Origin of the sequence: Pseudomonas brassicae (assembly GCF_010671725.1) — a bacterium.
Taxonomy (GTDB): domain Bacteria; phylum Pseudomonadota; class Gammaproteobacteria; order Pseudomonadales; family Pseudomonadaceae; genus Aquipseudomonas; species Aquipseudomonas brassicae.
This window is the reverse complement of record NZ_JAAHBU010000213.1, coordinates 1-21605: the sequence shown is the minus strand read 5'-3', so window position 1 is coordinate 21605 and position 21605 is coordinate 1. Positions and strand designations below refer to the sequence as shown.

The following is a 21605-nucleotide window of genomic DNA, read 5'->3' as shown; positions in this document are numbered from 1 at the left end:
TCGCGTGCGTCAAGCATCCGTGCTGGCATGCATTGCGCTCACTTTGGCCAACAGCACCTCAAGTGGATGCTCAATCCCCTGCCCCTCCTGACGCTTGACCTGGCTGCGGCACGAGTACCCATCGGCCAGCAAGCGCCCGCCTTTGCCGTGCTTGGCCACCAGTGGCTGCCAGGACTGCTGGTAGATGATATTGGAGGTAGCGACGTTACGCGTCTCGTGGCCGTAGGTACCCGACATTCCGCAGCAGCCGCTGGGCAATACCTGCAGCGCGAGTCCCATGCGTTCGAAAACTTGCTGCCACAGGCCAATGGCCGCAGGCTCGTTGGTCTTCTCGGTGCAGTGCGGCAAGAACTGATACACCTCCTGCGCAGTCTTCCCCGGTGCCTCGGGCAGCACCGAAGCCAGCCACTCCTGCGGCAAGGCGACAACCGGGGCAGCGTCACTGCCCAGGGTCTTGCGGTACTCCTGGCGATACACCAGCGTCATCGCCGGATCCAGCCCCACCAGCGGGATCCCGCTGGCCTGCAGCAACAGCAGCGACCTGGCATTGAAGTGCGCCGCCTTGGCGAACGCGCCCAGGAAGCCCTGCACCTGCAGCGGCTTGCCGTTGGGCGCGAACGGAGCCAGGTAAACCTGGTAGCCCAGGCGGCTGATCAGTTCCAGCCATTGCGCCGCCAACGGCGTCTCGAAGAACCGGGTGAACGCGTCCTGCACCAGGATCACACTGCGTTGGCGCTGCTCCTGCGACAGCGCCGACAACTCGCCCACCGTCGCCACCTTCACGTTCCAGCGCTTGCATTCGGCGGCGAAGTCCAGGGTACTGAGCAAGGGACTGTCGACCATGCCGGCCAGGTGCTGCAGCGTGTAGCGCACCGGTGTGGCGGCCATGATTGCGTTGTACAGGCGCGGCATGCGCGCCAGGTACGGAATGCTGAACTCCAGCGAGCCGATCAGGTAGTCCTTCATCGGCCGCAGGTAACGGCTGTGGTAAAGCTCCAGGAAGCGTGAACGAAACTCCGGCACATTGACCTTGATCGGGCATTGCCCTGCACACGACTTGCAGGCCAGGCAACCGGACATGGCCTCGTACACCTCGTGCGAAAAATCCTTGCGCCCCACCAGGCGTGCCAACGAATTGAGCGTACGCCGGGCAACGCCCGTCACCTGCCCTGCGCTGGCCAGGTTCAGCACATCCACACCCGCCTCGCCCTGGCGTCGCAGCCATTCACGGATCAGCGAAGCACGGCCCTTGGGCGAGTGAATACGGTTGCGCGTGGCTTTCCAGGACGGGCACATGGCGTCGTTCGGGTCGAAGTTGTAGCAGGCACCGTTGCCGTTGCAATGCACGGCGCTTTCATAGTGTTGCCACACCCGCTCGTCGATGGTGCGGTCGAGCTCACCGCGCAGGGTGACCGCATCCACCTCGGTCAGGCGTGCCGAGGGCACCGTTGCCGGCGTGGCAATCTTGCCCGGGTTGAGCTGGTTGAACGGGTCGAAGGCCGCCTTCAGGTCCTGCAGCGCCGGGTACAGCTCACCGAAGAAGTCTGGCACATACTGCGAGCGCAGCCCCTTGCCGTGCTCGCCCCAGAGCAGCCCGCCATATTTGTGGGTCAGTGCGGCCACCGCGTCCGAGATCGGGCGGATCTGTGCCGCCTGGGCTGGGTCCTTCATGTCAAGGATCGGCCGCACGTGCAGCACGCCGGCGTCGACGTGGCCGAACATGCCGTACTGCAAGCCATAGCTGTCGAGCAAGGCGCGGAACTCGAAGATGTAGTCAGCGAGGTTTTCCGGCGGTACTGCGGTGTCTTCCACGAAGGGTTGCGGGCGCGCTTCGCCCTGCACATTGCCCAGCAGGCCGACCGAACGCTTGCGCATGGTGTAGACCTGGTTGACCGCCTGTGCGCCGATGGCCAGGGTGTGCCCCAGGCGTACTACCGAGGTGTCCTGCTGCAGGTGCTGGATGAACGCATCCACCGTCAGTTCCAGGGCATCGAGGTCGTCACCGCTGAACTCGATCAGGTTGATACCCAGGGTCGGGGTCTCGGCATGCGCGGGGAAGTACTGCGCCACGCCGTGCCACACGATGTCCTTCATTGCCAGCATCAGCACCTTGGAGTCCACGGTCTCGATCGACAGCGGGCTGTGCGCCATCAGCGCCTTGGCATCACGCAGCGCGTCCATGAAGGCGGCGTACTGTACATTCACCAGGATCGAATGCCTGGGGATAGGCAGCACGTTCAGCTTGGCTTCGACGATAAACCCCAGCGAACCTTCCGAGCCACACAGCACGCTGTTGAGGTTGAAGCGCTCTGGCGTTTCACGCAGGTGCGCCAGGTCGTAGCCGGTGAGGCAGCGGTTGAGTTTGGGAAAGATCGCCTTGATCAGTGCCGCCTTGTCATCGGCAATCCCCTGGGCGGTACGATAAACCTCGCCAATCTTGTCATTGCGTGCGGTTTGCACCCGCAATTGCTGCGCATCGATGGCGGCCGTGTCCAGACGGCTGCCGCCCAACAGCACGGTGCTCAGTGCCAGCACGTGGTCGCGGGTCTTGCCGTAGGTGCAACTGCCCTGCCCGCTCGCATCGGTATTGATCATGCCGCCTACGGTGGCGCGGTTGGAAGTGGACAGCTCCGGCGCGAAGAACAGCCCATGGGGCTTGAGCGCGGCATTGAGCTGATCCTTGACCACACCGCTCTGCACGCGCACCCAGCGCTGCTCCACATTGATTTCGAGGATGGTGTTCATGTGGCGCGACAGGTCGACGATGATGCCGTCGGTCAACGACTGGCCATTGGTGCCGGTGCCACCGCCACGGGGCGTCAGTACCACTGAACGGTGCACAGGCAGTGCAATCAGGCGCGCCAGCAGCTCCACATCCGCCGTATCACGCGGGAACACCGCTGCCTGGGGCAGGCGCTGGTAGATGGAGTTGTCGGTGGCCAGCACAGTACGCAAGCCCAGGTCCCTGGCGACCTCCCCGCGAAAGCCTTCGCTTTGCAGTGCATCGAGGAAGCGCTGGTAGTGGCCGGTGGGTTCACGGTCGGGGGCAAGCAAGGCAATCATGACAAGATCCTGAGCGATAAATGACGCAAGGTCACATTCAAAACACGTATGCTTGGCAGCCAGGCAAGGTCTGCCGCATTCTTTATGGGCTCTATGTTCCAGCTTGTGGGGCTGACCGGCAAATGTATTTCGTGTGATTTTTGCATGAGTTTTATGAATGAACCCAAGACGACTCACGCCCTCTATGTCGGTGTTGATCGCATTTGAGACGGCGGCACGGCACGCTAGCTTCACCAAGGCAGCCGAAGAACTGGCACTGACCCAGAGTGCCGTCAGCCGCCAGGTGCAGGCCCTTGAAGCCCAGCTCGACGTTGCACTGTTCAATCGCGAAGGCCGGCACATCGAGTTGACGGCCGCCGGGGCGCTGTACCATCACGAGCTGGCGGCGGCGCTGGCGCGCATTCGTAATGCGACCTTGCAGACCATCGCCCACAAGGCGGGCGACGGGCCACTGCACCTGGCGGTACTGCCGACGTTCGGTTCGAAATGGCTGCTGCCGCGCATGCACGACTTTTACCGCCGCCACCCCAGCGTGCTGGTGCATATTCATTCGCGTATTGCCCCCGCCGAGCAGGACAGTGAGCAGATGCATGCGCTCATCAGCGTCGGCACGGGTAACTGGCCGGGGCATGTGGCGCATCGCCTGCTGTCCGAGACCCTCAGCGTGGTCGCCAGCCCCACTGCCCTCCCAGGCTACGCCAACCTGACGCCTGCCGATGTGTCGCAGCAATCGTTGCTCAGCGTAGTGTCGAGGCCGCATGCCTGGGCCGACTGGTTCGAGCAGAACGGCCTGCAGCACCGGGCGATGCGCATGGGGCCTGGGTTTGAGCTGACTGCGCACCTGATTCAGGCGGCGGTCGCAGGTATCGGGATCGGCCTGGTACCGCGCATTCTGGTACAGGACGAAATCCTCAGCGGCGCGCTGGTGGCATTGTTCGAGCCGGTCGACAGCGGCCGGGGCTACTACCTCACCTACCCTGCACGGTACCAGCACCTGCCTTCATTGCAGGTGTTTACCCAATGGTTACTGTCGGTGGAGTTTCCCGACAGTTGACGCATGCAACACATCAATCGATACAGCGCAAGGCGTCCAGCAGCTCCTGCTGGCACTGCAGCAGAGCGCCGCGGGCGCTGGCCAGTGCGGCTTCCAGGCGCCAACTCGGGCCGACCACATTGATCGAGTAATGCCCCTGTGGCGTCTCCAGGCCCACCGCGATAGAGCCGACACCTGGCGTATGCTCGTCGAAGGCCAGGGCGATGCCCTGCTCGCGCACCTGCTGCAGTTCCTCCAGCAATTGCGCGAGCGAAGGTGTGTTGGGCGTAAGTGGGCGTAACGTCGGCCCGAGCAGGTCGATAACTGCCTGATCGTCCATCCTGGCCAGCAGGATTTTGCCGCCCGATGTCGCATAGATGCTCAGAAAGTCGCCCGCCATCGGCGCCACGCGCAACGCATGCGGCGACACCACCGACTGCAGGATCATCAGGTCGGTGCCGCTGGCAGTCACCAGCACGGCGGTTTCGCCAGTCGCCTGCGATAACGCCTCAAGATAAGGCCGGGCTTTCTGGGTAATATCCACATGGCTGTGAGAGGCCAGGCGCATCAGTGCTGGCCCCAGGCATACCCCCGCACGGCCACGCACCTCCAGCAACTCTTCATGGGCCAGCGCGTCAACCAGGCGCTGCACGGTCGAGCGCGGCAAGCCACTGCGCTTGGCAATTGCCCCCAGGCTCAAACCCCCGGGCTCGCCCTCCAGGCAGCGCAAAATCGCCGCCGCCCTCGCAATGACCTGCACCCCACCCCGATCCGTATCTTGAATGACCATTGCCTTGTCCGTCGTATCAACAATCGGTACAGTGTATCGCCAAGCAGGCCTTATCTCTACCGCAGTAACAGGATTGTTCTCGTGTCATCACCCCCTTCTCCTCCCGCGCCCGCCCCCTTCGGCTGGCGCCTGGCCCTCGGCTTGATCGGTGTATTGATCGCGGCCCTGAGCTCAGGCATCAATGATCGTGTCACCGACATCACGCTGGCCGATATTCTTGGTGTGTACGGCCTGGGGCATGACGAAGGCACGTGGGTCAGCTCCGCCTACGCCGCCGCCGAGGTCTCGGCCATGCTGGTAGCGCCCTGGCTGGCGGTGACCTTCTCGCTGCGGCGCTTCGCGATCCTGGCCACGTGTGCCTTTGTCGGTTTTGGCCTGCTGGTGCCCTTTGCCCCCAACCTCGAAAGCCTGATCACCCTGCGCGTACTGCAAGGCCTGGCCGGTGGTGCGCTGCCACCGTTGCTGATGACCGCAGCGCTGCGCTTTCTGCCCTGGCACATCAAGCTGTACGGGCTGTCGGCCTATGCGCTGACTGCCACCTTCGGCCCCAACCTGGCCATGCCGCTGGCTTCGCTGTGGACCGAAGGCGGTGATTGGCGCATGGTGTTCTGGCAGATCGTCCCCGCCGGCCTGATTGGCGCCGGCCTGATCGCCTACGGCCTACCCCAGGACCCGCTGCGCCTGGAACGCTTCAGGCAGGCAGATTGGCAAGGCGCATTGCTGGGCGTCAGCGGCATTTCGATGCTGGTGATCGCGCTGACCCAGGGCGAGCGCCTGGACTGGCTCAATTCGCCGTTGATCAGCCTGTTGTTGCTGGGCGCTGCGGTATGCCTGCCCGTGTTCCTGCTCAACGAATGGTTTCACCCCTTGCCGCTGTTCAAGCTGCAATTGCTGGAGCGTCGCAATTTTGCCTACGGCATCGTCACGCTATGCCTGTTCCTGTTTCTGGGCATGGCCGGCAGCGCAATCCCGGCGGCCTACCTCACCGGGGTTCAGGACTATCGCCCACTGCAAACCATGCCCACGGCCCTGCTGATCGCCCTGCCCCAACTGTTGCTGGCTCCGTTGGTAGCCTGGGTGATCAATCGCAACTGGGTCGATTCGCGCTATGTGATTGCCGCCGGGCTCGGGCTGTTGTGCCTGGCGTGCCTGGGCGGCTCGCTGATCACCAGCGAATGGGTACGCGACGACTTTTATGGGCTGCAGATGCTCCACGCCATTGCCCAGCCCATGGTGGTAGTACCCCTGCTGATGAATGCCACTGGCGTGATTCACCCCATGGAGGGACCGTTCGCATCCTCTATGGTCAACACGCTGCGCGGGTTGTTCTCGGTAGTCGCCGCGTCGGTGCTGGAAAACTTCATCACCCACCGCCAGCACCTGCACTCCAACACGCTGCTCGATGGCTACGGCGCCGATCCACAGTCGCTCGGCGCGCTGCATGACGCCCAGGTGCTGGCCGGTTTCGCCGGGCGCGTGCGTGAGCAGGCGTTTGTACTGAGTTTCAGCGACGCCTTTCTCGCGTTGCTCATCGTTATCGCCGTGTTGCTGGTCGTGCTCGCGACCCTGCCCAAACGCGCCTATCCACCGCAACCCCCGGTACCCGCATGAAACAACACAGAACCGCCATCACCCTGCTTGGCGCCGCCGTCGCCCTTTGCGTCGTCTACACGGGGTACAGCATTCTCAAGCAGGGCACCGTGCAAAGCACTGACGATGCCTACATCCGTGCCGATTCGGTATTGGTTGCACCGCGTCTGTCGGGCCAGGTCAGCCAGGTGCTGGTTGAGGACAATCAGTCGGTCAGTGCCGGCCAGGTGCTGGTTGAGCTCGACAACCGCGATTCGCTGGTCGCACAAGCCGCTGCACAGGCCAATGTTCAGGCCGCCAAGGCAGCCCTGCAGAACCTGGCCGCCAGCATCGAGCGCCAGGCAGCCGTGATCGAGCAGGCCAGCGCCACCACCCGCGCTACCGCCGCTTCGCTCACCTATGCCCAGGCCAACGCCCAGCGCTACCTCAACCTGTCCAATGCGGGTGCAGGCACCCAGCAGGAGCGCCAGAAGGCGGATGCCGAACTGCAAGGCTGGCGTGCTTCGCGTGACCGCGATGAGGCCTCGCGGGTTGCGGCCATCAAGGCGCTGGATGTACTCAAGGCGCAACGTGAAGCCGCATTTGCGGCGCTGGCCAAGGATGAAGCGGCGTTGCGTCAAGCGCAGTTGAATCTTTCCTACACCCGTATCACCGCCCCGCGTGACGGTATGGTCGGACAACGCTCAGTGCGCGTCGGCGCCTACGTGACCCAGGGCCAGGCACTGATGGCCGTGGTGCCGTTGCACGATGCGTTTGTGGTGGCGAACTTTCGCGAAACCCAACTGGCCCACATGCACGCTCGCCAGCGGGTCGAGTTGAGCGTGGACAGCGTGCCGGACCACACGTTCGTCGGGCATATCGACAGCGTGCGCCCGCCACCGGCTTGTCATTCGCCGGCATTCGACCAGACAACGCCACCGGCAATTTCACCAAGGTAGTGCAACGCATTCCGGTGAAAATCGTCTTCGATGCAGATCAGCCCGGCCTGGACCGTTTGCGTATCGGCATGTCGGTAGTGGCCAATGTCGACACCGCGCAGGAGCAGCGTTGAAATGAAGCATGCACTGCTGTTGATGGCCATGGTCGGCCTGGGCGCCTGCAGCGTCGGGCCCGACTTGCAGACGCCCCGGGCGGCCCTGCCAGCAAGCTGGGGCGTGTCAGTGCCAGCGGGCAGCACCCTCGCCGCTCGGCTCGACAGCCACTGGTGGGCGCAATTGGGCGACCCGCAACTGACCGCCCTGGTGGAACAGGCCGCTGCCGCCAACTTCGATGTGCGTGTTGCCGCCAACCGACTGGAACAGAGCCGGCTGCTGCGCCAGGTCACTGGCAGCCAGCAGGTGCCTGGCATCAGCGCCGCCACCGGGTACACCCGGGAACGCAACAGCGGCGTGGGCCTGAATGACCCTTCGGGTCAGGCTGGCAAGGCGCCGTTCGAACGCTGGAGCACCGCCCTGGATGCCAGTTGGGAAGTCGACCTGTGGGGGCATGTGCGCCGCGCCGTGGAAGCGGCCGATGCGCAGGTCGCGCTGAGCGCAGCACAGCGTGATGGCGTGCAGTTGAGCATCGCCGCCGAAACTGCATCCAACTACATTCGCCTGCGGGGCGTACAAGCCAGGCTGGCGGTGGCGCGAAAGAACCTGGAAATCGCACGCCAAAGCAGCCAACTGACACAGACGCGCTTCGACAATGGCGTGACCACCAATCTGGACACCGCCAACGCGGCAGCGCAGGTGGCGTCGATCGAAGCCGTACTGCCGGTGCTGGGTGCGCAGCAGGATCGCCTGATCAACGCGCTCAGCTACCTGCTGGGCAAGCCGCCTCAGGCCTTGTCAGCCAAACTCATCAAGCCCAGGAGCATCCCGCACCCAGCGCCGGATGTGCCCCTCGGCCTGCCTTCGGAACTGGCCCAGCGGCGTCCCGATATCCGCCAAAGCGAAGCCGAACTGCACCGTGCAACAGCTGCAATCGGCGTGGCCATGGCGGACTTCTATCCACGCATCAGCCTGGGCGCGAGCCTCGGCATGCAGGCGCAGCATGGCGCAGACCTGGGCACCTGGTCATCACGCGAGTGGTCATACGGGCCGAGCCTGTACCTGCCGATCTTCCAGGGCGGCCGCCTTACCGGCACCCTGGAGCTGCGCCAGCGCCAGCAACAGCAAGCGGCCTTGAACTACCAGCGCGTGGTATTGGGCGCCTGGCATGAAGTGGATAACGCCATGCACGACTATGCAGCCGAAAAGCAGCACCACCAGGCGCTGCAGCGCGCGGTGGCGCAGAACAACATTGCACTGAGCACCGCCCGGGCCCGTTACGCCGAGGGCGCAGTGGACTTCATCAACGTGCTGGGCGTACAACGCTCGCTGCTGGCCACGCAAAGCGAACTGGTCGACAGCGCTACCGAGGCCGCGCTGGACCGGGTACGGCTGTACCGTGCACTGGGTGGGGGCTGGCCTGTACAGGCAGATTTCCCTCATGCAAAAAGCCTTGACCTGGCCTACCCCGGGCGTTAGTTTCACGCCCGCATTTTTGCAAGCCTGCACAGGAGTCCTGCATTGGACAGTTGCCCTAGTCGATTGCGACAGGTACAGCCGGCGAGCTAGTCCAGCAGATTCCCTCTGCCACTGACTCGCCGAACACGGTGGTCAGTGGTGATCCGCATCCCGCCTGGGATGACGCCTCTCCATTCCTCTGCGTGTTGACGCACCCCAGCGTGATGGGGGCCGTCGGCTGCGCGTATCCGTCGCCATTCCCAACATTTGTTGCGCGAACACGCGCCAACACCGGCTATTTGCCGGTGCCTTGAGGTGGAACATGGATTGGAAAGTATTTTTGCTGCGCGTAGCTGTCGCGCTGGTACTGGGGGCGCTGATTGGCGCCGAACGTCAACTGCGCCAGCGCCTCACGGGCCTGCGCACAATGCCCTGGTGAGTACCGGGGCCTGCCTGTTCGTGCTGATGACCCAGGCCGTGCCAGGCATGCTGCCGGCCGATGCCTCCCGCGTGGCGGCTTATGTGGTGTCGGGCATTGGCTTTCTCGGCGGTGGCGTGATCATGCGTGACGGCTTGAATGTGCGTGGCCTGAACACTGCTGCAACGCTGTGGTGCACGGCGGCGGTAGGCGTACTGTGCAGCCTTGGGCTGCTGCTGGAGGCCGCACTGGGCAGCCTTGTGGTGCTGTGCGCCAACATCCTGCTGCGCGATATTGCCCAGCGGCTGAACCAGCAAGACGTGCTGCCGGCCAGTGAGGCCGAGCAACGCTACGAAGTCCGCATCGTGTGCCGCGCCGAAGACGAGATCCAGGTGCGCAGCCTGATGCTGCAAAGCTTTGGCAGCAGTGGCTTGCGGCTGCAGTCGCTGCACAGTGAAGACTTGCCCAACCCGGCCAAGCTCGAAGTGCGTGCCGAGCTGCTCGGCGATCCCAAGGCGCCATCCCAGCTCGAACACCTGGCCAGTCGCGTCAGCCTGGAAAAAGGTGTCAGCTCGGTGCGCTGGCAAGTGTTCGAACTGGCCAGCGACTGAGTGCGATCCGCCGTTGACGCACTACCGGCGGATGAGGTGCCTTACAGATAGCTGATAAGCGGGTCCAGATTGTCGAGCTGACGCTGTATGTTATTGAGTTGGCCAGCATGGTAACCCAGCACGGCCAGGGCATCACTGTTGCTCAGGTAGTGGGCGAACCGGATTTGCGACAGCGCATTGATATCGTTGTCGTTGTCGTCGCGCTGTGCGCTATCGGGCTCGGTGAAGCGCGCCTGGTAGATACCTGCGCTGCTTGAATCACCTCTCAATGCGGAAAAATCAGCGCCTGTGTCGATACCGCCCTGACGCATGAGCCCCCCCAGGCGTCGTGATTCGCGCAACTGAAGCGTATCGGGCAACTGCGACCCCGTACTTGCGGTGGAGCCACCCGGATGAGGAAGCTGTGTGGGCTGTTGCGGCGCAAAACTGCCTCGCTCCCTCGGTGTCAGTGGTCTCATTTCCAGGCGCGTCGGGCTGGGCGGCTCAGGGTCGGCTAGGTTGGGCGCGAAGGCTTTTTCAAAACGTTGGCGAAAGGTGCCGGGTGCCGCCTGAAATGCCTTGGTGGTCTTTGCAATCGAGTTCGCAGTTGAAACGCTGCGGCCAACCGAACCCGTTACCAGCGATATGTTCGACAACATGGCGGTGGCCGCTGTATTGCCCTGGGCGGTGGTCACCGCGCGGGCGATGGTAAACCCCATCGCAAGCAACTCGGTAGCGGCTGAAGCAAGCACTGCCAGCCCCGTCAGCGAGCTGGCAACACTGGCAGTCGCGCCCATGATGATTGCGGCGCTGCTCGCTGCACCGGCCATTGCCATTGCGGACGCTGCGGCCATGACCGCCCCTATTGCAGCCCCTCCCGTCATCACCACAGCCACCGCGCCAAACACCAGCCCGGTAACGATGCCCGCCCAACTCCAGAAGCTTTGGCCGTCCGGATCGATGCGATTCACCGGGTCGCCGGCACAGTAGGCATAACGGTTCAGCCCCCCCTTGCCGTCGGGGCTTTCGCCATCCGGGCACAGGAACATGAGCAGGCACGGGTCGTAAGGGCGATTGCCGCCTGCGATGTACAGCGTGCTGCCGGGCTCACGCAGCTCACCCGCGTAACCTACGCGACTCTGTGCAGTGCCATTGTCCAGGCCATGTGCGCTATAGCCGACGTGGCTGCTGCTGGCGCCGGTTTCAATGCACGCACTGCCCTGGCCATCGCAGCCTGTCAGCAATACACTATGTACCGCCTGGCTCAGGCGGCTCTGCGCGAACACTGATCGGCTGGCACGCATGAGGCTGTACCAGCCCGTGTCATCCTGCTCGCTTGTCACCCGGCGCCCGTCATAGAAGCGCCGGCTCATGCGCCCATCCCGCGAGGTCTGCACCAGCCTGCCCAGCGGATCGTAACGATAGCTGCACACACCGTCATGGTCTTCCTGACGTATGAGGTTGCCTTGTACATCCCAGGTGAGCTCGCGCCTTAGCACCTGGTCATGCAGCTCTCTCGCCAGCCTGCCGGCCGCATCGTATTCCAGGTCGATCGTTACAGGCTGCGGCCAGCTGTGGGTGATGCGCACGGGACGGTCTGCGGCCACGCCAACATCGTAGAAAAACCGCATGCTGTTACGTTGTCCGTTCTCGTATTCAGTGTCTACCCGCTCGTAGCCATCCAGGGCGTTGAAGTGGAACGTCTGTTCGCGGATAGGTTGCCCAGTACGCGGATCGGTGATGGTCTGCGGGCCTTGCACCTGGGTCTGCACCAGACGCCCACGCACGTCATAGCGGTAGCTCTCGCGGCTGAGCGTCACCGCTCCGGTATCCTTCAGCACTTCCCAGTGTCGCGAGGCCAACTGATCATGGGCGGTCCAGCTCAATGACTGGCGAAAACGCTCCGTGCCTGCGGGGCTATGGCACTGCCATTGACGGGTCGCTTCCCGTCCACATATGTCATAGGTCAGTGTCTGTTGCTGGGAGCGCAGTGTCGAGCTGTCGGTAGTCAACGTGCTGGCGAGGCGGCCAAAGGTGTCGTAGTCAAGCTGCAGTGAGACATGGGCAGAGTGCTGACCGCTCAACCTGCCGGCCTCATCGTAGGTGTATTGGGTCTCAACGCCGGCCGCGTCGGTCAATGATACCAGCCGTCCTTCGAGTGAGTACGTCCTGCTTGATTGATAGCGTTGGCCCTCGACCGACCACGTTTCGGTGTGCATTTCGCCTGTGGGTGCAAAACGCCAGGACAGATCGCCAAAGCTGCTGCTGGCCGATTGCACGCGCCCGTGCGGTTCAGCATAGGTAAAGGTGTGCGCATTGCTGGCCTGTGGCCGGCTGATGTGCATCAGTTGCTGGTTCAAGCGCGGCTCGTAGGCATATTCGGTACGGCTGCCATCGGATCTGACCAGTGCACTGGGGGGCACCTGCTCGCCGAGGTACTCAAGTGTCTCCTGCTGGTCGCCACAGCGTCGCGCCAAGGGACGGTCGAAGCCATCAAAGGTCTGTTGCAACAGCTCAAAAGTGCCCTCACCGGTCGACAAGGCCACGCGCGCAATGCACTCGGCATCCGTGTGGCCAGCAAAGTCCCATAGCACCTTGGTCTGGTCCTGCAGTGTGCGCTCGGTGATCCGCCCTTCGGCGTCGTAGCGCGTCAACGTGCTGCGCGTCGCCTCACCGCCCGCCGTGATCGTATGAACGGTAGGGCGATTCGATGCATTGAACGACCATGTCTCGCAGCGCAGCAGTGCGCCATCCTGGCCATTTTCACCCGGTGGCTCGCGCAGCTCTACACGCTCGACAGACTCACGCAGGTTGTAAAAAATGCTGGTATGTACACCTTTTTCACCCGTACGGCTCTGCTGCCACATCACACGCTTGCGCGTGATCGGGTCGTAATGATTATGACTTTTGCCTCCATCCGGGTTGCAGGTGACGCTCAGGTTGCCCCAGTCATCGTACTGGTTGCGCAGCGTACGGGTGCACAAGGGCACGTCGAGGTTGGGCTGCCAGTCGTAAGAGGTCTGGCGGATGATATTGCCGAGCACATCGTAATCGACACTGCGCAGTTCACGCAGCGGTGTCCCGCTGCTGTTGAGGTCTTGTATCTGCTCCTTCACCGCGCGCCCGTCGCCGTCCAGCGTGATGCGACGCAACTGGCCATTGCCGTTGATCTCATCCAGCGTATAGGGTCGGCCGTCAGCATGAGCCGTCGAATCGAAGCGCCGAGTGTTTGTCACCTGGTAGATACTATGCGCGTTGTCCAGACGTTGTACCGCCCGCCCCAGCGAATCATAGGCATACGCGGTGACCACACCGTTTTCATTGCGATGCTCACGTAGCAGCGCGGTCAGGCGATCGCGCTCTGAGCTCGAGGAAAACACCAGTTGATCGAAACTGGTCCGCCGGTGTGTTTCATGCACCGATTGCTCCCCAAGCGTACGGATGAAATCGGTGGTGCTGGAGAAACCACCCAACGTGCTGGTGCTTTGTACCACCAGACCATGAAACGGACTGTCCGCCGACTGCTCTACCCTGTACACAAGGATACTGGCAGGCGCATCGCCGTTTTCGACATCAAACGACACTTCACTGGCGGTCACCAGGTGCTGGCGATCCTCTGCATGGCGCTTGCTCAGCAGCCCGTATGTGTAGTCAGTGCGTTCGTAGTGGGCCTCCAGCTGCCCCTCGTTCGCCGGTATCCGCACGGCACGGCGCTTGCACCAGCGGACAAAGGCGCCTTGGTCGTCCGGGCAGCCCTCCGCGCCCCCTAGCGGGTAAAACTCCGTCTGTTCCTCCCGGCCATCGGCATGAGTCTGGTGCACTATATTGCCGTACTGGTCGTACTCGGTGGTTGAGCGCTCCTCGCGTGATGCGCCGGCCGACTCATAACGTGTCACGTTAACGATAGGAAGCTGGCACCAGGCAGGTTGACTTTCCCAACCCAGCAGCGGGTCATCACCATAGGTGGTCAATTCCCGCACCGTACAGCCCCCCCGCTCGGTGACCTGCTCTGTCTGCAAATGAAAGCGGTTCCAGGCGCGCTCAACGTCAGCAGCAACTCGTTGTCGCTGTCGAACACGGTCTCGCTGCAACGGTACTCATAGCTGTCGGTACGGTAGAGGTTGTCTTCGCCGTCCCGCCAGCCGCCCGGTATCTGCGCACCGAAACCAAGGAAGTTCGCGTTGCCGATCCAGGTATGGGTCTTGTACGTTGCCGGTTGCCCTGCGCCTGGATCGTGCCGGTGGTGGAGCACCCGCGGCAGATACGCGAGCGGTGCACCAGGCGGCAATCGATGACCATCAGCGCCTTTGGCATAGACCACTTCGTCGACGCTGCCCAATGGGCCTTGAACAATACTGGGGAACAGCAAGCCGCTGGGCGGATCGATGTCATACTCGAACCGCCAACTGCTGACGCGATCGGACAGCGTCAGCCTGTCGAGCCGGTCACTGAGAAAATCAAGGGTAAAGGTAGCGGCCTGTGCCGTGGACGGATGCACCGTCAGCGTGGCTTGATCAGTGTCGTGCACAACCTTCAGCAGGATTCGCTCTTCATCTCTTATCTGCATCAACCGCTGGCTATCACCCAGCGTGGCCCAATCCAGGTACCCTTTTCGCCCCCTTGCTGAGCGAACCTCCACCAGCATCGCTACACCGCTGGTTTCCTGCAACTGCAGATACTCGGTCGCGCCGTCCTTGTATTCGACGCGAAAGCGCCGGCCTTGATCGTCGTCGACAACCACCTGAAACGCGCACAGTTTCTGGTCATGGAAAGCCAGCAACCCGCCTCGGGAAAAATCGGAACGGTCACGGTCTACACTGAAGCTGTCCCCCGAGTTGATGACCAACCTGTCGCTGTTGAAGTCCAGCAATGAGAAACTTGGCGTCCAGCCCAAGCCAAAGCCACTGTTTCGGTGTGAGCCAAGGGGGCTGAACTGTAGAGAAAGCTTGATCACCGGCCCTGCCAAGTCATTGGCGTGCAACTCTGGCAAGCTGCAGCCCAGCGTGAACTGGCCAGTGCGCGGGTCAACGCCAGTGCTGACATGGCTGAGGAAGTTATTGGCCTGGGTGTAAAGCCCCCCGCTGCGCAAGCGCTGAGTTACCGTATCACTGTCCATTTCATTCTTCCTGAACTTAGTGGTGAGAGGGCTAAAGCAGCACGAGTTCGGTGCGCCCTATCGGCGTCCCGTCTTTGAACTTAACGCGCACCTCATGGCGATTGCCGTAGCAGTCGATTGGGTAAAGCGTGATCGGCCCGCTGTGGTAAAGAAAACTGTCCCTGTCATAAGGAATGTTGTTACCGCCCTGCAGCACCACGACAACCGCGTCGGGGCGCACAGCCGAAACCTGCAGCACCGGCCGAAATGCCGGGCCCAACGCAATGTTGTGGTTGTACCTGAAGGCCGTTTCACCGGGCCCGGCAAAACCGACATGCCCAGCGCGGGTCTCGTTGTCTGAGCGCAGTGCCCACTGGACCATGCCGTCGCTGGCAGCACTCGCCTGCAGGAACTTCACAGGCCCATAGACAGGGTGGACCGCAGCCAGTTCGTACTCCCACACAAACAGGTCGGAATTGCCGTTGCCGCCAACCAGTCTGCGTTCGAACCTGTAGTCTTCAGGCGAGGTGTAAGGGGGGGGGCGCAGCACTTATCACATCCACACTGGCTTTTGCGCTGTAGTGCTCCCCGTTAGAGATGTATTCGTAGGATTGGGCGCCAATGATGTGGGTCACTTTCGCTCTGAACGTCTGGCGCACACCTGCACGTGCCCGGCTGTGAAGGTAAAAGCGCCTTGTCTTGATCGCATCTTCATCGCGCACATCCGTTTCGATAGCCGCTGGCGAGGAAGAACGGTCAGGGTGGTAGTCGTAGTTGTTGCGCCTGTCACTACCGAACCAGTCGCCGCCGTTGTCTTTCATCGGTAATTCAAGGTAACTTCCGTCGTCCTCTTCTGCCACCAGTCGCACACTGGCCAACTCTGTTTCAGACACGTCCTGGTCTCTTCTGGGGTAGAGCCGAACGCTGACTTCAACTTGCTGAAGTGCATTGGGATAAAGTTGTGCTGACGGCGACGTCACCTCGACAGTCCAATTCGTTAGCCAATCCGTCATGGGAGGATGGTCTGTGTTCATTAAATATCCTTTTTAATGGCTCAGCGGGGTGGCGACGCATGCAGGTGGCCAATATGCTCTACAGCGTTATCCTTTTTGGCGACCGACGAATTCAGTCATCGGCATCGGCTTGCGCGGGAGCTATTACACTTTCGATGATCAGGCTATAGGTCCATGGATTATTGTTGTCGACGGGGTTGGTCGACTCCAGAAAGACTCTGAGTTTTATGGCATTGCCAAATTCATCGCAACCGTTGACATAAAAGCTTTCCTGGGGAGCACTGAACATGCCGGCATTGTAAGCAACTGAGGCCACGACTACGCAAAATTCATGCGGGCGTTGATTGAGAGATAAAGCAAGCGCTTTATCAAGCAATTTACCCATTGTGTTGGCGGTGGGTACGTTTTTTTTGATCGTGCCGGCGAATGCGTTGGCGGTAGCCTTGTTGTAATGGCATGAGGACTGTTCGGCAGGTGCACGGCCAGGTAACAGGCGTGCGTTGACACTTCTCAATGTTGCCGGGTGCAGGAGGGCGATATTGGTATCGATAATACGTGCCGTGCGTGACTCGTCTCCAGCACTCACCACCCGTTCAACGTACGGCTGCGCAGACACCACAAGAGAGCTGTTCTGGTAGAACAGCGGCTGCACGGCCTTGATATATACGTTGCTATTAAAGCGCCCAAATTCCCCTGCACCACCGTACGCTACGTCCGTGGCATCCGTGGTGAACGTTACACCGTTGGCCAATGTCACCTTGACAATAAATTTTATTGACTTGCCTGCCTGTACCGAATCAAAGATGACAAATCGATTGAAGTACTGCTCAGCCATCGCGCCACTTTTTTGCTGGGGTGCATATACAGCAGGGAGCAGTCCGGGTGCTGACTCATGAACGGTGTCCACTGGTCTGCTGAAGGTGTCGAGCTAACACGCAGGCCTGTCGTCGTTGCGCCGACCGGCACAATGTCAATCCTGGTGTCTGCTGGTAGGCTCGTGACCTCACCATTGCCGTCCAGTGCTCGCAGACTTATCACCAGTTCAGTTTCTTGTCGCCCATTGACATAAAGCCGCGCGACCGCACTGCGTTGACCTTCGAAGCCACTCGCTTCGATCAAGCAGTAATCCAGAGTGACTGCCGGGCCTGCCGCGTCAGCTTCGCCGTTACGACCGCGTAGGGCTTCGCGCTGGTCACGTTCGATGTCGCGATTCGAGTTGTCAGACATGTTGACCTTCCTTGTTTGGTGGCATTTCAATCAGTGAACTCACTGGTTGGCTTCGACACAGATAGAGGAAACCTTGCCATGCAGTTGCTGGCCTCTCCAACCGTTGGGGTACAGCCCGGGGCTAAGGGGTTCTTCTTCGGCATAGCGCGCGGCGTCAACTCTCAGCAGCTCACCGTTTGATGGCATGGGGAGCGGGCTTCCGTCACTGCCGATGGGTGGGTTGCGTACGTAGTATCTTGAGTAAGCCTCATCGCTGGCGCAGTAGTTGGCGCCATAAATCCCAAATTTCAGCCCTTCGACCGGGTTGAGTATCTTGAAGTAGTAGTAATCATCATTACTGCAATCGTTATCCCTGAAGGAGTGCGTGCCCACCGTCATTACTATTGTGCAGCCTCCATCGATTGCGCCCCCCTTTCCGAAAAACTTTATCGATGGGTAGGTTATTTTGCTAACGACCGTGTTCACTTGGCAGCCTGCTAGCAGCCAGGTAGCGAACAGTGCGGTCGTAATCTTCGTCGACTTTTTCATGGGCTCGCCCCATGGGCTGCAGACAGGGATTCTTGCGCAATTTTCATCATGCTCTCCTGTGTGAGCGTGTTTAACTCACTGATTGGCCTCGACACACACCGAAGAAACCTTTCCTTGCAGTTTCTGCCCTCTCCATCCCCAGCGCATCAAACCCTTTTCAACTTGGTCGGATGACGAATAGCGAGCCGCATCAACCAACAACATGCCGGTACTGGGAATTGGCAGCGGGCTGCCATCGGCACCAATCGGGGGGTTTACGACATAATAGCGGGAGTACGCCTCATCGCCGGCGCAGTAGTTGGCGCCATAAATCCCAAACTTCAGCCCTTCCCTCGGATTGAGAATCTTGAAGTAATAGTAGTCGTCGTTCTGGCAGCCGTTGTCTTTGAACGAGTGCGTGCCCTTGGACATTATTATTGTGCAGCCCGGTTTTTCCTCGCCCTGTTTGTAATAAAACTTTATAGAGGGCACAATATTTATTCCTGGCTCTCCGGGTGCGTTTGGCGTCACCGGCAGAGCGACTGCCGTGCAGGCGGGCGACAGGGCAACAATTATTAACCCGATGAACACTTGGTGAAGGCGTGATTCATTCAGCCTCAGCCACGTATGCCGAGATGATAGGGGCGAATGCATGGGCAGTCCTCCTGAAGCCGCGGAAAGTTTCAACTTCCTGTGCAAGTCAGTATTGTTGAATCACTTACCGGCTGCTACCTGATAAAAGTAACAGTTCTGACAAACGGCCAAGGTCGGGGGCCCAGCCGGGTGAGTCCGAAAAGGCCTCAACCCGGTATGCTGGTAGTTAAACGACGGACTAAAGCATGGCGCGCCACGCGCGAATCTGGTCGACGGTGGCCGTCACCCCTCCGCACACCACTACCAGCACCGAGCGGTAGCGCTTGAGCGCCTCGGTCGGCGCATAGGCCAGCGCCAGCGCTGCCCCGCAAGCGGGTTCGACGAGGATGCGGTGGTCGAGCAGGAAGCGTTCACAGGCGTCCAGTGCCTGTGCATCGCTCACCACCTGGCTGACCACCGCACGCTGCTGGCTCAACTCAAACGCCTGCTGGCACACCTGCCTGGCCCCCAACGAGGTGGCCACGCTGCTCACCGCGTCAAGTGCCGCCGGCGCCTTGGCCGCCATGGCCAACGCCAGCGAGGCGGCGCCTTGGGTTTCTACCGCAAACACCGGGATATCTTCCCAGCCATTGCGCGCCAGGCCTTCGCACACACCGGCGAGCAAACCGCCACCGCCCACCGACAGCACGACCGCATCGGGCTTCAGGCCACTGGTAACCACCTCATCGATCAGGCTGGCGTGGCCTTGCCACAGCAGCGGGTCGTCGAACGGATGAATGAACGCCGCGTCATCGCTCAGCAACGACTGGGCAAAGGCATTGGCTTCATGCCATGCCTTGCCGTGCACGATCACCTCGGCGTCTTCCTGGCGAATCAGTTGCCTGGCACGCTCGGTGGTGGTTTCCGGCACCACCACCGTCACCGGCAGGCCCAGGCAGCGCCCGGCATAGGCCACGGCAATCCCGGCGTTGCCGCCCGACGACGACACGAAGCGGCGTTTGCCTTGCCTGGCATGCGCCTGGCAGGCCAGGCCCACGCCGCGCAGCTTGAACGAGCCACACGGTTGCAGGGCATCCAGCTTGAGCCAGATGTCCTGGCCGCTTGCCAGGCTGAGGGGGGCGCGACGGCACCAGTGGGGTTTCCAGATGCAGCGACATAGCAGGCTCCAGGTCAGGCCAATTCAACGATCAGTTCGATTTCAACGCACGCGCCCAGTGGGATCTGGCTGGCACCGAAGGCACTGCGCGCGTGTTGGCCACGCTCGCCCAGCACCTCGGCCAACAGGTTCGAGCAGCCGTTGGCCACCAGGTGTTGCTCGGTGTAGTTCGCTGCGCTGTTGACCAGGCACATCAGCTTCACCACCTTGGCGATGCGGTTGAGGTCGCCGGTGGCAGCGTGCAGCGTGCCAAGCAGGTCGATGGCCACGGCACGTGCGGCCTGTGCGCCAGTGGCGGTGTCGAGCTCACGCCCCAACTGGCCGACCCACGGTGCACCCTGCTGGCGGGCAATATGCCCAGACAGGAACAGCAGGTGGCCGCTCTGCACCCACGGCAGATAGGCTGCGGCCGGCGCTGGCGTGCCTGCAGTTCGATGCCCAGTTGGGCCAGTTTTTCGTAGACGTCGATGCTCATGGGTCCAATTCCTTTCAGTGAGAGGGCAATGCGGGGGGCTCAGCCTTTGCGAATTTCGTCGAGGTAGTTGTAGATGGTGTAGCGGGTCACCTCCAGCGCAGCTGCGGCCTTCTCCACGGCACCTTTGACGATGAACAGCCCGCCTTCGTGCATCTGGCGCACGGCCTCGAGCTTCTGCGCCTTGCCGAACTTGCGGCCCTGGCTGCGCGCATCGGCCAGCGCCGTATCGATGATCTGGGCCATCAGTTGTTCAAGGTCGGGCTGGCTGTCGGCGGGCTCGGGCGTCGGTGCCAACGGGGCCGCCAGCAGCTGTTCCAGGCAGGCCTGTGCGGCGGTGATGCCGCTGAGGTCGGTGTTTACGCACAGGCTGGCGAAGGGCTCGCCGTGGGCATCGCGAAACACCGCAGTGGCGCTGCGCAAGGTCTTGCCGTCGCGGCCCTGGGTCGGGTAGTTGCCTACCACCACAGGGGTGTGGCTGCCGGGCTCGCGCATGGCCTGAAGCACTGCGTTGAAGCCCTGGTCTTCGCGGGGGCCGGCGAGTACGGGGCTGCCGACGCGACGACCGCTGACGTGGCCATTGGCGATGGCGATGACCGAGTGTTCGGGGCGGGTGAGGTCATGCAGGACAATTTCGGTGTTACGGCCGAGCACGCTGCCGAGCATCTGCACGGTAGCCTGCAGGACGTTGAGCACCCACTGCCGCTCTGGAGAAATAGCCGGTTCGCTTGTCATGGTGTGAGTCCAGGAGACGAACCGGAAAAATATCAACACAAAGTTGAATATTCAACACTTTGTGGTTGCTTATTTCTAATAGGCTTGCCCGCAGGTATCAGCGCCGCTCGTCCGACAGCGGTGTCGGCTGGTCAGGCTCGAGGACCTGGCGCGGTGCTTCGTCGGGGATACTCTCTACATCCGTGGGCGCCTCACGCCGGTCCGGGGCCCCGCTCACGTTGGGGTCGCTCACCGGGTCGTGCTCACGTTGAGGGTTGTTGATCGGGTCCTTCCACAGCGGATCTTCCGTTGGACGTGGGTCATTAGCCATCTCAATCACCTCGCTTCGAGGTCCAGCCAATCTGGGCCATACCTGTTCGAGGTACGCCCAGGGCGGGCAGTGCCCGCCAGCCGATCAACGGCACCGCCCCACCTCAGATGCGGAACTGCCCTACCAGCGCGCGCAAGCGACTTTCGAGGGACGACAGGTTTTGTGCGGTCTGCGCACCCTGCCGAGTCTGCTCGGCCACGCTCTCCACCGCTTCGGCTATCTGGTGCACGCTCTGGTTGATCTCCTCGGCCACGGCGGTCTGCTCTTCGGCAGCGCTGGCGATCTGTGCATTCATCGAGCTGATGGTGCCGATCAGCGAGGCCATCGAGTCCAGCGAAACGCCGGCCTGGGTTGCCTGTTCGCGGGTACTGGTGCCGGCTTCGCACGACTGGCGCATCGAGTCCACCGCCGAATGGGCCCCCGCCGTCAGGCGATCGATCATCACCTGGATCTCCTGGGTGCTTTGCTGAGTGCGGCTGGCCAGCCCGCGCACTTCGTCGGCCACCACCGCAAAGCCGCGCCC

17 protein-coding genes and 3 pseudogenes are annotated in these 21605 nt (G+C 61.7%); 5 read left to right on the top strand and 15 right to left on the bottom strand.

The features are described from left to right. Nucleotides 1–9 precede the first annotated feature (9 nt). Complete coding sequence (gene ydiJ, locus G3436_RS15480; RefSeq protein WP_163946500.1) at nt 10–3063, bottom strand: D-2-hydroxyglutarate dehydrogenase YdiJ; 3054 nt, start codon at nt 3061–3063, stop codon at nt 10–12. 157 nt (nt 3064–3220) lie between these two features. On the opposite strand from ydiJ, the gene G3436_RS15475 reads away from it, so the two are divergent. Further along, on the top strand, nt 3221–4117 hold the full coding sequence (locus G3436_RS15475; protein ID WP_163946497.1) for a LysR substrate-binding domain-containing protein: 897 nt from the start codon (nt 3221–3223) through the stop codon (nt 4115–4117). A gap of 13 nt (nt 4118–4130) precedes the next feature. Here the strand turns inward: G3436_RS15475 and G3436_RS15470 are convergent, their stop codons facing one another. Then, nucleotides 4131–4886 (bottom strand): IclR family transcriptional regulator, encoded by a 756-nt coding sequence (locus G3436_RS15470; RefSeq protein WP_163946494.1) that lies wholly within the window; start codon nt 4884–4886, stop codon nt 4131–4133. 81 nt (nt 4887–4967) lie between these two features. Between G3436_RS15470 and G3436_RS15465 the strand changes: the two genes are divergently transcribed. The 4 genes and pseudogenes from G3436_RS15465 to G3436_RS15450 all read left to right on the top strand — a co-directional run bounded on the left by G3436_RS15465 (nt 4968) and on the right by G3436_RS15450 (nt 9994). After that, nucleotides 4968–6497 (top strand): MFS transporter, encoded by a 1530-nt coding sequence (locus G3436_RS15465; RefSeq protein WP_163946491.1) that lies wholly within the window; start codon nt 4968–4970, stop codon nt 6495–6497. After that, nucleotides 6494–7527, top strand: a pseudogene (locus G3436_RS15460) (HlyD family secretion protein). Before G3436_RS15465 ends, G3436_RS15460 begins: the two are co-directional and overlap by 4 nt. A 1-nt stretch (nt 7528) precedes the next feature. Next, complete coding sequence (locus G3436_RS15455) at nt 7529–8986, top strand: efflux transporter outer membrane subunit (RefSeq protein WP_163946488.1); 1458 nt, start codon at nt 7529–7531, stop codon at nt 8984–8986. A 301-nt stretch (nt 8987–9287) separates the two neighbouring features. Next, nucleotides 9288–9994 (top strand): annotated as a pseudogene (locus tag G3436_RS15450) (MgtC/SapB family protein). A 41-nt stretch (nt 9995–10035) separates the two neighbouring features. Here G3436_RS15450 and G3436_RS15445 read toward each other — a convergent pair. From G3436_RS15445 to G3436_RS15385, 13 genes and pseudogenes are all read right to left on the bottom strand, one after another. Then, complete coding sequence (locus tag G3436_RS15445) at nt 10036–13944, bottom strand: RHS repeat domain-containing protein (protein WP_163946484.1); 3909 nt, start codon at nt 13942–13944, stop codon at nt 10036–10038. After that, on the bottom strand, nt 13941–15089 hold the full coding sequence (locus tag G3436_RS15440) for a hypothetical protein (protein ID WP_163946481.1): 1149 nt from the start codon (nt 15087–15089) through the stop codon (nt 13941–13943). The genes G3436_RS15445 and G3436_RS15440 overlap by 4 nt, the downstream gene beginning before the upstream one ends. Before the next feature lie 31 nt (nt 15090–15120). After that, the gene (locus tag G3436_RS15435; protein ID WP_163946476.1) at nt 15121–15618 is read right to left on the bottom strand and encodes a hypothetical protein; all 498 of its coding nucleotides are present in this window, start codon (nt 15616–15618) and stop codon (nt 15121–15123) included. Next, nucleotides 15587–16102: a hypothetical protein gene (locus G3436_RS15430; protein ID WP_163946473.1), complete on the bottom strand. Its 516-nt coding sequence runs from the start codon at nt 16100–16102 to the stop codon at nt 15587–15589. Before G3436_RS15430 ends, G3436_RS15435 begins: the two co-directional genes overlap by 32 nt. Before the next feature lie 91 nt (nt 16103–16193). Continuing rightward, nucleotides 16194–16916, bottom strand: a complete 723-nt coding sequence (locus tag G3436_RS15425; protein WP_163946471.1) for a hypothetical protein — start codon at nt 16914–16916, stop codon at nt 16194–16196. Further along, the gene (locus tag G3436_RS15420; protein ID WP_163946468.1) at nt 16853–17308 is read right to left on the bottom strand and encodes a hypothetical protein; all 456 of its coding nucleotides are present in this window, start codon (nt 17306–17308) and stop codon (nt 16853–16855) included. Before G3436_RS15420 ends, G3436_RS15425 begins: the two co-directional genes overlap by 64 nt. Nucleotides 17309–17347: 39 nt before the next feature. Beyond that, on the bottom strand, nt 17348–17836 hold the full coding sequence (locus G3436_RS15415) for a hypothetical protein (RefSeq protein WP_163946465.1): 489 nt from the start codon (nt 17834–17836) through the stop codon (nt 17348–17350). Nucleotides 17837–17911: 75 nt separating this feature from the next. Beyond that, on the bottom strand, nt 17912–18469 hold the full coding sequence (locus tag G3436_RS15410) for a hypothetical protein (protein ID WP_163946462.1): 558 nt from the start codon (nt 18467–18469) through the stop codon (nt 17912–17914). A 178-nt stretch (nt 18470–18647) separates the two neighbouring features. Next, nucleotides 18648–19566, bottom strand: a pseudogene (locus G3436_RS15405) (pyridoxal-phosphate dependent enzyme). Nucleotides 19567–19579: 13 nt separating this feature from the next. Continuing rightward, nucleotides 19580–19954 (bottom strand): RidA family protein, encoded by a 375-nt coding sequence (locus G3436_RS15400; RefSeq protein WP_338001266.1) that lies wholly within the window; start codon nt 19952–19954, stop codon nt 19580–19582. A 125-nt stretch (nt 19955–20079) separates the two neighbouring features. Further along, on the bottom strand, nt 20080–20772 hold the full coding sequence (locus G3436_RS15395; RefSeq protein WP_163946459.1) for a helix-turn-helix transcriptional regulator: 693 nt from the start codon (nt 20770–20772) through the stop codon (nt 20080–20082). 97 nt (nt 20773–20869) lie between these two features. Then, nucleotides 20870–21082: a hypothetical protein gene (locus G3436_RS15390; RefSeq protein ID WP_163946456.1), complete on the bottom strand. Its 213-nt coding sequence runs from the start codon at nt 21080–21082 to the stop codon at nt 20870–20872. Between the two features lie 103 nt (nt 21083–21185). Next, on the bottom strand, nt 21186–21605 hold a 420-nt coding region (locus tag G3436_RS15385), incomplete at its 5' end, for a methyl-accepting chemotaxis protein (RefSeq protein WP_163946453.1).